Origin of the sequence: Streptomyces sp. NPDC005791 (genome assembly GCF_042871485.1) — a bacterium.
GTDB lineage: Bacteria > Actinomycetota > Actinomycetes > Streptomycetales > Streptomycetaceae > Streptomyces.
The window spans coordinates 167,226-180,540 of record NZ_JBIAIP010000013.1 but is presented as its reverse complement, the minus strand read 5'-3'; the positions used below and the strand labels follow the sequence as shown (position 1 = coordinate 180,540).

The following is a 13,315-nucleotide window of genomic DNA, read 5'->3' as shown; positions in this document are numbered from 1 at the left end:
GAGGGGACGAACAGAAAAAGCCGTCCACAGATGGCCGGGTGGGAAGCGCGCGTCGTCAGACGTTTGTTGCCAACGCGTCCGGTTCACGGGTGGGGCGGCGCCGAGATGCCGAGGTCCTGGCGCATGGCGAGCTGCATCACTCCTATCGGCTCCCACATGCCGATCAGGAAGGCGTGGGCCTCCTGCCACTTCTGCTGATCGTGCGGGACGTCCTCGGTCAGTGAGTCCATGAGCTTCTTGGCCTCTGCCAGCGCCACCCGGACCGTCTGGCAGGGCTGCAGGACGTCGTCGGGCACGAGCATCTGCGCCTGCGCGTACGTGTCCTGGAACTCGACGCGCGCCACCTCCGTCGCCGGATCGGGGTCTGCCCCGCGGCGTACGGCGTAGAGGTCCTCCATCATCAGGAACCGGTATCGTCGGGCGCCGGAGTTCAGCGCGACATAGGTGTCGCGCCGGCGCTCCAGGTTCGCCTGTGCGTCGTCGATGTGCCGCTTCGCCCGGTCGGAGTCCTGCTGGAGTTCGAACTCCTGGCGGCGTGAGCGGGAGCCCACCCAGGCGGTGGTGATCGGGGCGAGCAGAGTGCCCGCTACACCGACCACGGCGACCAGTAGCGCTATGACCCCGGTGCTCATGACTCCCCCTGGAACGTCGTTGCCCGCGTCAGCCGTGTGCCTGCCCGGCCGTCGCCTGCCGGTGTGGTGACGAGCGACTGGCCACCATGGAGCTGACCTTCGATGAGGAACAGATTCAGACGTCCGGAGCGGGCGGTCAAGGTCGCCGTGACCCGTACGGCGGCCGTACGTCGCGCCGGGGTACGGCGGAATGCCCTGGCCCGCGCTCGGCTGCGACCTGCACGGTGGCGACATGTCATCCAGAAGCCACGTCGCCGGACTCCGCCTCACGACGGCCGAGTTCGACATCCGTCTCAGCAGCACGCCCCGCGGAGCCCGCCTCGCGCGGCGGCTTGCCGAGCAGCAGCTCGCGGTGTGGGGGATCCCGTACGACTCCGGTTCCGCCCGTGCCGTCGCCCTCGTCGCGGCCGAACTGGCCTCCAACGCCATCACCCACGGGCGCCTGCCCGGCCGCGACTTCCGCCTGGCCCTCGCGCTCCTGCCCGACGCCGTGCGCATCGAAGTGACGGACGCACGCCCCGAGCGCCTGCTGCCCAACCCGTCGTCCGCCCGCCCCGACACCGCGGCGGGACTGGGGCTGCTCCTCATCGACGCTTACGCGGACTGCTGGGGCTGCACAACCCGTGACGCCTACACCAAGACGGTCTGGGCGGAAGTGGTATCCGCGTAATCTTGTGAACTCAGTTAACGGGTGGCATTCTTGGCATCCAAGGGAGGGACGTCCGGACGAGGTGTCCCGATTCGAGTGGACGAAGTGCCGGCACAGGCAGGGCGGGCCCTCGGCTCTGCCCGGCGGTCACCGCGCGCACCCTCATTGTGAGCAGCCACTTCTGGAGCGGGCGATGGACAACGGGATTCAGCTGATCAGTGACGGTGACGGACTGGCGGTCCTCGGGAGTGAGGCCGACGTCGAACGCTTCCTCGTCTCGGAAGGACTGTCGTCGAAGGACCTCGGAGTGCAACGGCTCAAGTCCGCCGTCGGTATCGGGGCTGTAGCCGCACAGGTGGGCTCGGACCTTGCCGCCAACTCCGGTCGATGGGTGAAGCTGACCCCGAAGTCGGCACAGCTCGTCAAGAAGTACGGGTTGAGAGAGAGTTCGAAGACTGGCTTCAGTACAGGTGTGGTGAAGGGGCAGAAGGGGCAGATCAGGGGATTCGTCGAATTCGTGAAGGGACCTCGCTCGCTTCTGAGCAACCCGGCGGTCCTCGCCAATGCCGCGAAGCTCATGTCGCAGGTCGCGATGCAGCAGACCATGGACGAGATCACCGACTATCTCGCCACGATCGACGCGAAGGTCGACGACGTGCTGCGCGCCCAGAAGGACGCGGTGTTGGCCCGCATGATCGGAGTGGGCTTCGTCATCGAGGAGGTCATGACCATCTGCGAGAAGAGGCGGGGAGTCGACGAGATCACTTGGTCGAAGGTCCAGGCCGCGCCGACGGCGATCGCGGAGACCCAGGTGTACGCATTGCGCCAGCTCGACGCAGTCGCCGAGAAGATGGAGCACAAGGACAAGATCGGTGATCTCGCCACGACGGTCAAGGAGGCTGAGTCCGCCGTCCGGGAGTGGCTCGCTGTTCTGGCGCGCTGCTTTCAGCTGCAGAATGCGATGGCCGTGCTCGAACTCGACCGGGTGCTGGACGTGTCACCTGAGGAGTTGAACGGGCATCGTCTCGGGCTGAAGGCTGCCCGTCAGGACCGTTTGGAACTCATCCTGCGGAGCACCGAGCGCCTGCTGGCCAGGATGAATGCGGTAGCTGACACGGCTAACGCGAAGGTGTTGCTGCACCCGGCCAAGTCCCCGGCTGTGGTCCAGTCGAGCAATCACGTCGCGACCAGCGTCTGCGACTTCCACCTGCTGCTCGGGATCGAGGCCGGGGGCAGTCGTCCGAGGCGAGACGGTGGGCGCATGCGGCTACGGAGGTGAGGGACAAGGCGCTTGAAGCGGGAGCCAAGGGCGTCGATACCGCCAGGAGCCTCGGGAGCGAGACCCTCGATCGGGCCGGCTCGGTGACGGAGAAGCTCTCCAATGGGATCGCCGAGCGGGTGCGCCGTCGGCGCGGACGCGATGAGGAACCCGACGAGAAGGGCTGAGGGGCGCCGGTCATCAGGTAGGTGCGCAGCCACTTGCGGCGTCAAGTGCAGGTGGCCCAGCCTCTTGTGAACTCAGTCAATGACTGTCATGCTTGTCGCTGTTCTCACGGGGGAAGGTGCCCGCCTTGCACGACCACCGCCTTGTCCAGACTGCCGTGATCGGTCAGAAGAACTCAGACCTCCCGATCATCCTGCCCATGGACGCATTCGAGCTGGACATCTGGCGCAAGAGGCACTCGGACTACACGTATTGGTGTGGACTGCAGCTCGGTGGCTGCGGCGGTGCGTTGAGCGACCGCCGGTACACCAACAAGGTGTGCCACTTCGCCCACCAGGCGGATGCCCCCGTCTGCCGTCGCAAGGCCACCGGCGAATCCAGCGCCGACCATCTCTTCATCAAGCAGGGTGTGCGACGCCTGTTGGACGCGCGGAAACTCAACGGCAAGGTGCAGACACAGGATCTCGGGACCGGACCCGGTGACGCCGTCGATGTGTATCTCGCCGAGAGCCGCCGCCGACTGCGCTTCCAGCTCGGCGCCGTGGACTACCGGACCTGGCGCAGCAGCGCCGAGGAACTCGGCGCGCAGGGGGATGACATCGACTGGATCTTCGGCACGGAAGGGCCGATCACTCAGCAGTTCCTCGGCCGCCAGGGCTACTGCCTCCGCGTGCGCTGCGAAACGGTCGGAGGGGAGCGGCGCGTGGACATCGGCGCCGAGGCCCGGGACCGCACGGTCGCCTGGACCCCGCTCCAGGAATGCACCCTGACGCCCTCCGGCATCGTCACGCCTCATGTCGAGGAGATCCGCCTGTCCAGGCCGCTGCCCAGGCCGATCGTTTTCCCGGTCCAGGGTTCGGTGGTCTTCGCACCCGCCCCCGGAGACATGACGCCCGAGCGTTCGCCCTTCGAGGAGAAGGGCCGGCGACTTCTCCTCGCGGACGTGAAGCCGGTGGACGGCCCCATCGTCCGCACCGTTGTCTCCCTGCCGGGCGACACCGACAGTCCACCCGTCGAACACGTCTACCGTGTCTCCGAAGGTGCTCGCGTCCTGATGACCGAGGACGGCGGCGGCTGGGCCGTCAAGGCTGACCGCTACCAAAGGCTCAACGCACACGAAGCCCAGCGCACGGGACTGTGGACCCCGCCTCCCGGGGGCAGCACCGAGCCGGTGGCCGCGACGGCACCTCGCGGCGAGCAGCCGACGGGCAGGAAAGCCGCAGTGGCGCCGACGGTGGCTCAGCCCTCGAAGAAGGCATTGCGGGGGGAAGCGAAGAAAGCCTCGGAGAAGGCGCAGGCCCCTCGTGGCCCCAGCACCCGGCCCAAGCAGGTGAACGCCCTGCGCGAGGCTCTCGGACAGAGCGCCCGCCGGGGCCGTACCACGACGTGGGAAGAGCTCGCCCGGACCGTTGGCCGCGCACTCGACACCTGCACGACCGAGGACCGTATCTCCCTGCTCCTGGACGTGGATCAGCCGCTGTGGGAGAACGTGCCGGTGCTGTCCGCGCTCGTCAGGGAGAACGGGGCGCCCCCGTCGTATCTGCCGCGGCTGCTTTCCCGGCTGGGCGTGGCTCACTCCGAGCGCTCGTCGCGGATCACACGTTGGGCCGAGGTGGAGGCCGACCGGGCCTTCGCCGCCTATGCAAAGCCCGCACGCCTGATGCCGCCTCGGCTGTCGCTCGCGCCCGAGCGGCGTGTGCCGAGGCAGGGGGAGCAGGAGACCGCGCTGCAGCAACCTGCCAGGACCCGGACCGCCCCGGCCGTGAGGGAGCCCAGGGCCGAGCCGAAGGCCCAGAACCCTGATGACGCACGGCGGGTGAGGGCGCTTGTCACGCGACTCGACGCATTGATGCCCGGGCTGGGCAAGGACGCCCGCAGACCGGCGAACAGGGCTCTCCGCCGTGCGGAAGCCTGGCTCGCCTACGGGGAAGGCGCGAAACGACCCCAGGACCAGCAGCAGCGGAAGCTGGTGCGTGAGACCCCGGAGTTCGTCGTCAGCCTGCTGGAGTACACGCTGCGGGCAGCCGAGCGGGGGCGCGAGTCCGCAGGGGCACCGGGACAGCGGCGTGCGACAGCACCCGCAGCTCCGCATCAGCCTGCTGAGCAGGCGAAGGCGGCTGTGGGAGACCCGGTGGAGTGGCTGACCAGACAACTCATCGGTGTGGCGGCCCTGGGGGAGACCATTCCGGCCCTGCACCTGGACGGGGGCGTGCGCCGGCCCGATCTGCAGCAACGGATGGAATCGCTGGACAGCCAGCTCCCGCAGGACGTGCCGGTGCTCTCGGCGCTCGTGCTGGGAGCAGACGGCGGGCCGGTTCCCTTCTTCCGCGACGTACTCGGTGCTGCGGGACTTGCCGTTCCTCCGACCGATGAGGAGTTGCGCAGAGTGTGGCGTCGCGAGCAGGAACGGGCCCACGCTGCCTACGGGAACCCGCCGAGAGAGATGCCGCCCCGCCTCACTGCGGAAGCGAGTTCCTCCGAGTGAGCGGGAGCCCGTGGTGTGCAGCAGGACGATTCTCACGTACTGACGATCCGGAACTCAGGTGACAAGATGACGCCGGTCTTCAGCCGGACCGCGCTCGACCTGCTCGACGCCCATCTGGAAGACCTTCGGGACGGAGCGGATCTTCCGCTGCTGCCTGATGGACTCGACGGTCACGCCGTCGACGAGGCGGGCGACCTCGTCCGCTGGGCTCTCGGCCGGCTCCAGGACCTTGCGCGGCAGCCCCGGGACGTCTTCACGCAGGAAGTCGGCAGCCTGTTGGAGGAGTTCCGCCTGCGGGTGTGCCCTTGGAACGTGGCGGCCGTCCGGCTGCTCGGCGACCCGTATGTCTTCGTGGCCACAGGGCCTCGCTCGCACGAGAACTGGGCGCACGACGTGCTGGCGGTACTGCACCGCTCGGTCCGCGACCCGCGCGGGTGGGTCCGACTGGACCCGGACCGCACCAACAGCGCTCGCGACAGCGTGTCCGCTTATCCCTTCGACCCGCCTGTCGCATCAGAGTTGGCCGATCACCTGTACCCCCTGGAAAGGAAGGCGGCGGATACTGCCCTCGCCGTCATGACGGAGGAATGGATGGGGGAGCCCGCCCCAGTGCGAATCCGCCCAGACCAGGATGCCGTGCTGACGGACGCCCGTACACTCCTCGACCGGTACGGGCCGGAGGCGTGTTACTGGACCAACGCGAGGGCCGCCGCGTCCGGGCCGGCCCCGGACTTCGTCACGGCGGGCCTCAAGGGCACCGAGTCCCACCACTTCCTCACTGGCGAGTACATCAACGGCCTCGACCTGCTTGAGGACCTGGGAGTGATCGCGGTGAGCCACGACGAGGTGGGCGTCTTCTGGTCGATCGGCGCGTACTGACAGCGTCGAGGGCCCGGATCTTCATGAAGGGGAATGAGTATGAGTGCAAGCTGGGCGGGTCTACTGATCGCCATGGTCGGCGTGGCGGGAACGCTGGGAGCCGCGCTGCTGACCCAGAACCGCGCGGACCGCACCAAGCGCATGGAGCTCCAGGCCGCCGCTGAACAGCGGCGGGAGGAACGCGGACATACCGAAGAACTGCTCCAGGCGGAGCAAACCAGGCAGAGACAGAGCGAGAGCCTTGAACGGCGGCGCGCCTGCTGCATCACGCTGAACACCACCTCACGCCAGTACCTGACGGAGATGACCAACTATCTCTACGCGGTGAAGGACGACCAGGACGTCGACACGGCGCTGAAGAACCTGGAGGCGAGCCGGCTGGCCTATCGGGACAGTTACGCGGAATCCCAGATGATCCTTCCGGACGCGGTGCTGCGTTCTGCCGGGGCCGCCAAAGGGCGTTTGAACGCCGCGTACGGCACGCTCAAGAAATACGGAGCAGCACCACACGTCTATACGGTGGAACTGTCAGACCTGGAGAACGAACTCCATGCAGCGGTCTGGCCCTATCTGGGCGCGCTGAGACAGGCTATGCGCGCTGATCTGGGCATCGACGACTGACGCGCGCGTGCACGACGATCGAAATCGATGATTCCCCAGGGAAATCTTCGTGCTTGTTCCGGGCACCGCGCCGCCGGCCGCTTGCCGTTCGTGTCGGCGGGCACACCTGCGTGCTGGATCACGATGCCCGGAACGCGCCGGAAGAGCTCGGGAACGCCAGGCGCGGGTGGTGGCCCATGGGCCGTCGAGGCTGGAAAACCGGCACAATGCTCCATGTGAACGGACACGAAGTCGACCTGGCCGACCTCCTCGGTACCTGTGAGACCCCGACTCTTGAGTTCAAGCGGACCGCGAAGCGGGAGGGGAAGCGCGGAGACGCCATCGGTAACGCGGTCTGCGCGATGGCCAACGACCTCGTCGGCAGGGGCGGCGGGGACATCCTCGTCGGGGTCGCTGACGACGGGACCCCGGTCGACGACGTGGATGCCGGCGACCGGGCCCTCCTCGCGTTGACCGACCTGCGCGATGACGGACGGATCCTGGACAGGCCGTCCCTCACGGTGCAGGCCGCCGTTTACCGGGGGAAGACCGTGGTGCACATCCACGTGGAGGCATCGGCTGCTCTCCCTGTGCGTTTCGAGGGCGTGGTCTGGGTCCGCCCCGGCCCGACCACCCGGAAGGCGACCCGCGAGGACGAGCGCGTTCTTGCCGAGCGACGACGTGCGAACGACGGTCCCTTCGATACCCGGCCGGTTCCCCGTACGGCCCTCGACGACCTGGATCTCGACCTGTTCCGCCAGGCGTATCTGCCCTCCATGGTCGGTCCTGAGGTGATCGAGGAGAACGGGCGGCCCATGCTTCAGCAGCTCGGCTCCCTACACCTCACGACTCCCGACGGACAGCCGACGGCCCTGGGGCTGCTCGTGACCGGGTTGGATCCGAGCAGCTGTGTCCCAGGCGCGTACGTACAGTTCGTCCGGTACCAGGGCACGGACCTCGACGCACCCGTGGCCGACGACCAGGAACTGCGTCAGAACCTCGTTGGCGTCGCGGCGCGGCTCGAGCCGCTGCTGCGCAGCAATCTGCGCACGCGCCTCGTGGAAGAGGGATTCAGGGAAACGCCGCAGCCCGATTACCCGCTCGAAGCGTTGCGCGAGGTGTGCATGAACGCGTTGATGCACCGCAACTACGAGACGTCGTATGCCCCGGTCCGTATCGCCTGGTTCGACGACCGGATCGAGGTGACCAACCCCGGCGGGCCTTACGGGCAGGTGAGGGACGACAACTTCGACCGTGTCACGGACTACCGCAACCCGTCGCTAGCGGCGGCCATGAAGGGACTCGGCTACGTGAACAGGTTCGGCCGGGGGATCGGGCGGGTGCAGGCGTCACTTGCACGCAATGGCAATCCGCCCGCCGAATTCCAGGTCGACGACTCGTCCTGGGCCGTCACTCTACGGAGGGCCGCATGACCAGGACTTCGATCGCCCTCTTCAACAACAAGGGCGGCGTGGGCAAGACGACTCTCACCTACCATCTGGCTCACATGTTCCGCAGGATGGGTCTCACGGTGCTGGCCGTCGATCTCGATCCTCAGGCGAACCTGACCTCGATGTGCCTGGACGAGACCGAGATCGAGGAGCTCTGGGAAGGACAGTCGGAGCTGATCGAGCAGGGGGCGGCATGGTCGGCGCTCCCGGGGACCGGGCGGGTGCGCAGCGGGCAGACGATCGCCGACGCCGTGAAGCCGATTCTGGAGGGTACGGGCGACATCGCCCCCATAGAGCCGGCCGAACTCCAGCCCGGCCTGTGGCTGCTGGCGGGCAGCCTCGATCTCAGCCGCTTCGAGGACAAACTGTCCAACGAATGGTTCAAGACCTTCGCCGGCGACATTGCCGCGATCCGGACCACCACTGCGTTTCACCGGGTCGTGGAACAGGCGGCAGCGACGGTCCGTGCCGACGTCGTCCTGATCGACGTCGGCCCCAACCTGGGGGCGATCAACCGGGCGGCGCTCATCGCGGCGGACACCGTGCTGATGCCGCTCGCCGCCGATCTGTTTTCACTGAAGGGGCTCAGCAACCTGGGGCCGACCCTGCGCGACTGGCGCAGGAACTGGCAGCAACTCGTGCTCCCCCACGTGCCCGCGGGTTTTTCCGCGCCACGGGCGGAGATGCGTCCACTGGGATACGTGATCATGCAGCCCGAGATGAGGTTGGATCGGCCGGTGAAGGCGTACGTGCGCTGGCTGGAGCGCATTCCGTGGGTCTACTCGGTGGCCGTGCTGGACGAGGGAGTGCCACCTCGGGGGGACGACCGGCACTGCGTGGCCACGTTGCGGAACTACCGAAGCCTTATGCCTCTTGCACATGATGCGCGCAAACCGATGTTTGATCTCAAGGCAGCGGACGGCGCGCTGGGCAGCACGCAGAAGTACGTGCAGACCTGCTACCGGGAGTTCCGGGCGCTGGCGGAAGGGGTGCTGAAACGGACGGAGGAACTGGAGAGATAGCGCAGGTGGGTCCTGGTGCATGGGCCGCGCAGCCCCGTGCACCAGGACCACAGCCGTCAGACTCTCCGGGCCAGGTCCAGGGCTGCTGTGTGGACGAACCAGTCCAGGGCCTCGCAGATGGCCTCGCTCTGTGTGGCGAAGACCTGGAGCGGGAACGAGGGCCGCAGTTCCAGTTTGGCCTCGGGGAGGTCGACGCCTTCGGCCTTGTTGAGCCGGTGCAGCAGCTCGCGGCGGTGCTCCGTCTCGTCGAACGGGCTGCGGTCCTTGAGGTACTGGAAAACCACCTCCACGGTTCCGCTGACCGGGTAGAGGACGAACGGCCACATGACGTGCGGGTGCGTGCTCGTGCCGGCGTCGAGCATCGGGAAGCAGCTCGTCTCCTCGTGACGCCCGTAATCGAGGTGGCCACCCTGACCGCGCCAGAAGTCGAGAGCCGCGGTCACCCCGGGCACGGAGTCCGGCCAGTGCTCCTGCAACTGGCTGCGGAACCGCTCGGCCGCCTCCGTGTTCTCGTTGTCCGGCAGAGGATCGTGCGCGGTCTGCCGGCCGACGTCCTTGCCCAGCAGTGTGGCCAGTTCGGCGGCGCTCAGGCGTTGGGACGGGTGGGCGCGGCCGTAGCGGTCGAACCGGACGCCCTCGCTCCGTAGAACGTCCTGGGGCGGTAGCCGGTCACTGCCGTCAACCCAGCGGAACCCGGCCGAGACCTTCCCCTCGGAGTTCAGGACGCGGTAGGCGTTGATCACTGTCGGGTTGGCCGAGAGGTATGAGCCGACCGGCACCGGATGGCTGCCGATGAGCTCGGCGACATCGCCGTAGGCCGTCCACGTGCCGCTGGGCATCGCGACCAGTGCAGCCCGCAGCTCCGTCCAGCTCGACGACTCCTCACCGGCCGGGCGGTGTTCGCCGATCGGGCCGGGCCACAGTTCGACGGCACGCTCCCAGAGACGGTCGGCGCGGGCCAGGATCTCCGCCTTACCCCAGCGCTGCGACGAGGCGATCTCCAGGTTCATCCGCAGTGCGCTGCAATCCAGGATCTGCTGCTTGCGCTGGAACGGGTGGTTGGAGAGCTTGGAGTTGTCGCCGGTCAGGGTCAGATTGCCGAGAGTGTGGACCAGCAAGTCGTGCAGTTCCTGGGGTGACTGGTCCTTCTCCGTCTCGTCGGCCAAGAGGTCGAACCATGCCTGCGCCGGCCGCTGGGGCAGGACGTGCTCGACAGTGAGGGACGCCTTGGCGAAGTCGACCGGCTCGGTGGGGGAGTAGCTCTCCTCCAGACGGCGCAGGATGAAGCTGCGCTGCGGAGGGCGCCCGGCCCAGTAGAACGGCTTGCTGCGGATCGCCGACCGCAGCTCCTCGTCGCTCGGCCACCTGCGCCTCTTCCCGGAGAGGAACCGCCTCACGGCCTCGGCTGCCGGGCGGTCGGTCTCCAGGTCCCTCGGAGCCTCCATGAAGATGCGGTTGATCCCGGCGGTCGGTGTCTGGCAGATCAGGCGCCGGGCCAGATACGACTCGACGAACAGCAGTGCCTCGGCCGCGTCCTCCGGACTCCTCGTGCCCGCGTCGACGAGATCCAGCAGATGCAGTGCCAGGGGATAGTGCGTCTGCCCGCCCCACGCGGTGAGGCGTTCCAGCGCCGCCCGCAGGGGCGGCGACTGCTCACGGGCGGGCTCGACGATCCGGAGGAACCGCTGGGCGCGCTCCGACAGCTGCGTGATCTCGCGCTGCAACGCCTCTTCGTCACCGGCGAGCGGCTGCAACCGCTTCTGCTGCTCGCGGTAGATCTCGCTCTGCTTGGTCTTGTTGTGACCGCGTACGACCAGGTCAAGCCAGACCAGGAGCTCCAGGTTCTTGGGGCCGAGGCTCTGCTGCATGGGCAGCCACAGCTCCTGGTACACCCGCTCGCCCCGCTGGGGCAACAGCATGAACACGTAGTTGCGCAGCAGGTCACTCTGGCTGAGACCGACGCCGGTGTTGTTGATCGACTCGAAGATGCGGTAGACGTTGTCGCCCGACTCGGCGGTGATCTCCACGATCGACAGCAAACCCTTGAGGACGTTCTCCACGGCCTCCAGCCAGTCCTTCGGGCCCACTGCGGCTTCCTGACCCTCGGCGAGCGCTCCGAGGAAGAACCGGTAGGCGAAGCCGATGTTGCCGCCACCACCTGCCTGCGGGGCCGATCCGACGCACGCGGTGAACGCCTGCCGGTCCGCCTGGGTGGGCAGCAATCGGTAGTGGTCGAGGGCCTCCTGATACTCGTTGACGAGGATCTGGCGATGCACCCGCTCGGCCCCCCTGGGATGCCCCGAGGCCTCGAGCTGGTCACGCAGCGCGGTGAAGGCCAGCATCAGCGTGGTGAGGCGCTGCTGACCGTCCACGACCAGCCACTTCTGTACGCCGCCGGCCTGGATCTGGCCCGGTGCGAGGACGACCGATCCGAGGAAGTGTGGTGTCACCGTCTCGCCCTCCCGGTGCTGCTCGACGAGCTCGCCCACGTCCTCCCACAGCCGTTCCAGCTGGTCCTTGCCCCAGCTGTACGTCCGCTGGTAGAGCGGGACCTGGAACTGCTTCTCCCCCTGGATGAGGTTGAGGAAGGTGATCTCCTGGGCGCGCATGCGCTTCCTTTCGTTGCCGGGACCGGCGATCGTGCCGGCGCGCCTAGCGCGCCGAGTAGTGCTCCGCCAGATGCGCGAGCTCGCGGGTCCACAGCTCGGGGTCGTCCCCGGGGCGTGAGAACGGGGCACGGCGGGCGAGTTGGAAGAAGCCACCGGACGGCCACCTGGTGTCCTGGAGGACGACGAGGGCGGACAGCATCGGAACGGCGCCGTCGGGACTCTCCCGTAGGGAAGCGTCCTCCAGGAGGTAGGGCATCGGTCCTCTGTATGCCGGTACGTGGTGCCCTTGCAGGTCCAACTCCGCGCTGAGCCGGCCGTAGGTGAGCGGTCCCGCGTCTGTGGACGCGCGTGCGCGCAGGATGCGCACCATGGCGTCGAGGGCCTGCTCGTACTCCAGCGTGTCCCTCTTCATACGCCCTCCCCAGGACTGCGACTGACACCGTAATGGATCAGGATGGTGGTGTGTGACGGTTCCTGCGCGCGGAGTTGCGAATTCGGTGTGTTCACGCCTCGGCGCTCGCACCGAACGCGACGGCGTGGTTCGAGATCCTGGGCATCGTCTCGTTGGGGGAGCGGCGCAGCAGTTTCATGCTGCGGCCCTCGACCCACGCGTTCCAGGACTTGAGGTAGTACAGGAGGTGCTCGCGGGAATCGTCCCGGCGGCGGCCGGTATCACCGTTGGCCATCTTCAGCATGGTGTTGCGGAGGGTGAGGCGGGGATCCCCGACCTTCAGCATGGCGCCTGCGATCACACCCTCGCACCAGGGGGACTGGTCGATGTCGGGCCGTGCCTCGGTGGTGAGGTACCAGCCGATCGTTGCAGCGGTGATGGTGATGCGGCAGCCGCGGTTGAACGCAAGTCCGTGAGTGACCGCGTCGCGCATGCCGGGGTGCTTCCCCAGCAGTGACAGTAGTTGGTCGTTGCTGGTGACCGACGACCCGCCGCTCCAGGCGGAGTTGGGGGCATTCAGAAAGAGATGAAGGCCACGAAGGGCGGCCGCCAGGTAATTGGCATTGGCCTCACCCGCGAGTGCGAGTGTGTCGCGGCCCGTGCGCTTGCGACCCGTGTCCATGACGCTGAAGGCGGTTCGGGGTACGCCGTGTGTGACGGTCAGTGACACCGCGACACCGGCCTTGACGATCGCCGCCAGGCGGTGCTGGCCGTCGATGAGTACACCGTCCTCGTCGAAGGCGATGCCCTGGTGTGTGAGCTGCCATTCACCGCGTTCAATCTGCGCGGCGAGCTGTTGAACCGTGCCCTTGCTGAGCGGGCGGTTGCTCGTGTTGTGCGTGAGCCACTCGGCTGCCAACTCGGGTGCCACGTCCAGGATTTCCATGTGCATGGGTGGAGGCCTTTCCGGAGGGCGACGGCGCGCAGCAGTGGGCTGCGTGCACGGATAGGGTGCAGCTCGACTGTGAACTTAGTCAATATAATCACGAGAAGGGGTCGCGTTCGGTCGGGCGCTTGCTGCTACTCTCCATTCGTGTGCTGAGTTCACACTTGTGCGAGGGGCGTGCTGGGGGGCACGGATGACACCCTCGCT

The 13,315-nt window shown here is 67.5% G+C and carries 12 protein-coding genes; 8 read left to right on the top strand and 4 right to left on the bottom strand.

Features of this window, described 5'->3' with window-relative positions; all coding sequences use genetic code 11:
* Positions 1-83: 83 nt before the first annotated feature.
* Positions 84-632 carry a hypothetical protein gene (locus tag ACFYSH_RS25025; protein WP_388755380.1) on the bottom strand — a complete coding sequence of 183 codons (549 nt, stop codon included), beginning with the start codon at positions 630-632 and terminating at the stop codon, positions 84-86.
* Positions 633-864: 232 nt separating this feature from the next.
* On the opposite strand from ACFYSH_RS25025, the gene ACFYSH_RS25020 reads away from it, so the two are divergent.
* The 8 genes from ACFYSH_RS25020 to ACFYSH_RS24985 all read left to right on the top strand — a co-directional run bounded on the left by ACFYSH_RS25020 (position 865) and on the right by ACFYSH_RS24985 (position 9,162).
* Positions 865-1,302, top strand: coding sequence for an ATP-binding protein (locus tag ACFYSH_RS25020; protein WP_388755377.1), 438 nt, complete (start codon positions 865-867; stop codon positions 1,300-1,302).
* Positions 1,303-1,474: 172 nt separating this feature from the next.
* Complete coding sequence (locus ACFYSH_RS25015; protein ID WP_388755374.1) at positions 1,475-2,560, top strand: hypothetical protein; 1,086 nt, start codon at positions 1,475-1,477, stop codon at positions 2,558-2,560.
* Positions 2,557-2,727 (top strand): hypothetical protein, encoded by a 171-nt coding sequence (locus ACFYSH_RS25010; protein ID WP_388755371.1) that lies wholly within the window; start codon positions 2,557-2,559, stop codon positions 2,725-2,727. Before ACFYSH_RS25015 ends, ACFYSH_RS25010 begins: the two co-directional genes overlap by 4 nt.
* 197 nt (positions 2,728-2,924) lie before the next feature.
* Positions 2,925-5,210 carry a hypothetical protein gene (locus tag ACFYSH_RS25005; protein WP_388755368.1) on the top strand — a complete coding sequence of 762 codons (2,286 nt, stop codon included), beginning with the start codon at positions 2,925-2,927 and terminating at the stop codon, positions 5,208-5,210.
* A gap of 66 nt (positions 5,211-5,276) precedes the next feature.
* Positions 5,277-6,089 (top strand): hypothetical protein, encoded by an 813-nt coding sequence (locus tag ACFYSH_RS25000; RefSeq protein WP_388755365.1) that lies wholly within the window; start codon positions 5,277-5,279, stop codon positions 6,087-6,089.
* Positions 6,090-6,128: 39 nt separating this feature from the next.
* Complete coding sequence (locus ACFYSH_RS24995; RefSeq protein ID WP_388755362.1) at positions 6,129-6,710, top strand: hypothetical protein; 582 nt, start codon at positions 6,129-6,131, stop codon at positions 6,708-6,710.
* A gap of 215 nt (positions 6,711-6,925) precedes the next feature.
* On the top strand, positions 6,926-8,122 hold the full coding sequence (locus tag ACFYSH_RS24990) for an ATP-binding protein (RefSeq protein ID WP_388755360.1): 1,197 nt from the start codon (positions 6,926-6,928) through the stop codon (positions 8,120-8,122).
* Positions 8,119-9,162 carry a ParA family protein gene (locus ACFYSH_RS24985; RefSeq protein WP_388755357.1) on the top strand — a complete coding sequence of 348 codons (1,044 nt, stop codon included), beginning with the start codon at positions 8,119-8,121 and terminating at the stop codon, positions 9,160-9,162. Before ACFYSH_RS24990 ends, ACFYSH_RS24985 begins: the two co-directional genes overlap by 4 nt.
* Before the next feature lie 56 nt (positions 9,163-9,218).
* On the opposite strand, the gene ACFYSH_RS24980 is transcribed toward ACFYSH_RS24985, so the two are convergent.
* The 3 genes from ACFYSH_RS24980 to ACFYSH_RS24970 all read right to left on the bottom strand — a co-directional run bounded on the left by ACFYSH_RS24980 (position 9,219) and on the right by ACFYSH_RS24970 (position 13,114).
* The gene (locus ACFYSH_RS24980) at positions 9,219-11,771 is read right to left on the bottom strand and encodes a DUF262 domain-containing protein (RefSeq protein WP_388755354.1); all 2,553 of its coding nucleotides are present in this window, start codon (positions 11,769-11,771) and stop codon (positions 9,219-9,221) included.
* A gap of 43 nt (positions 11,772-11,814) precedes the next feature.
* Positions 11,815-12,183 carry a hypothetical protein gene (locus tag ACFYSH_RS24975; RefSeq protein ID WP_388755352.1) on the bottom strand — a complete coding sequence of 123 codons (369 nt, stop codon included), beginning with the start codon at positions 12,181-12,183 and terminating at the stop codon, positions 11,815-11,817.
* Positions 12,184-12,274: 91 nt separating this feature from the next.
* Entirely contained in the window at positions 12,275-13,114 is an 840-nt protein-coding gene (locus ACFYSH_RS24970; protein ID WP_388755349.1) for a hypothetical protein, read from the bottom strand.
* Between the last annotated feature and the right edge of the window lie 201 nt (positions 13,115-13,315).

Excerpts from the sequence above, each read along its gene's own strand:
- ACFYSH_RS25000 (WP_388755365.1), top strand. The coding sequence starts at position 5,277 with ATGACGCCGGTCTTCAGCCGGACCGCGCTCGACCTGCTCGACGCCCAT.
- ACFYSH_RS24980 (WP_388755354.1), bottom strand. The coding sequence starts at position 11,771 with ATGCGCGCCCAGGAGATCACCTTCCTCAACCTCATCCAGGGGGAGAAG.
- ACFYSH_RS25025 (WP_388755380.1), bottom strand. The coding sequence starts at position 632 with ATGAGCACCGGGGTCATAGCGCTACTGGTCGCCGTGGTCGGTGTAGCG.
- ACFYSH_RS24995 (WP_388755362.1), top strand. The coding sequence starts at position 6,129 with ATGAGTGCAAGCTGGGCGGGTCTACTGATCGCCATGGTCGGCGTGGCG.
- ACFYSH_RS24975 (WP_388755352.1), bottom strand. The coding sequence starts at position 12,183 with ATGAAGAGGGACACGCTGGAGTACGAGCAGGCCCTCGACGCCATGGTG.
- ACFYSH_RS25015 (WP_388755374.1), top strand. The coding sequence starts at position 1,475 with ATGGACAACGGGATTCAGCTGATCAGTGACGGTGACGGACTGGCGGTC.
- ACFYSH_RS25005 (WP_388755368.1), top strand. The coding sequence starts at position 2,925 with ATGGACGCATTCGAGCTGGACATCTGGCGCAAGAGGCACTCGGACTAC.
- ACFYSH_RS24970 (WP_388755349.1), bottom strand. The coding sequence starts at position 13,114 with ATGCACATGGAAATCCTGGACGTGGCACCCGAGTTGGCAGCCGAGTGG.
- ACFYSH_RS25020 (WP_388755377.1), top strand. The coding sequence starts at position 865 with ATGTCATCCAGAAGCCACGTCGCCGGACTCCGCCTCACGACGGCCGAG.
- ACFYSH_RS24985 (WP_388755357.1), top strand. The coding sequence starts at position 8,119 with ATGACCAGGACTTCGATCGCCCTCTTCAACAACAAGGGCGGCGTGGGC.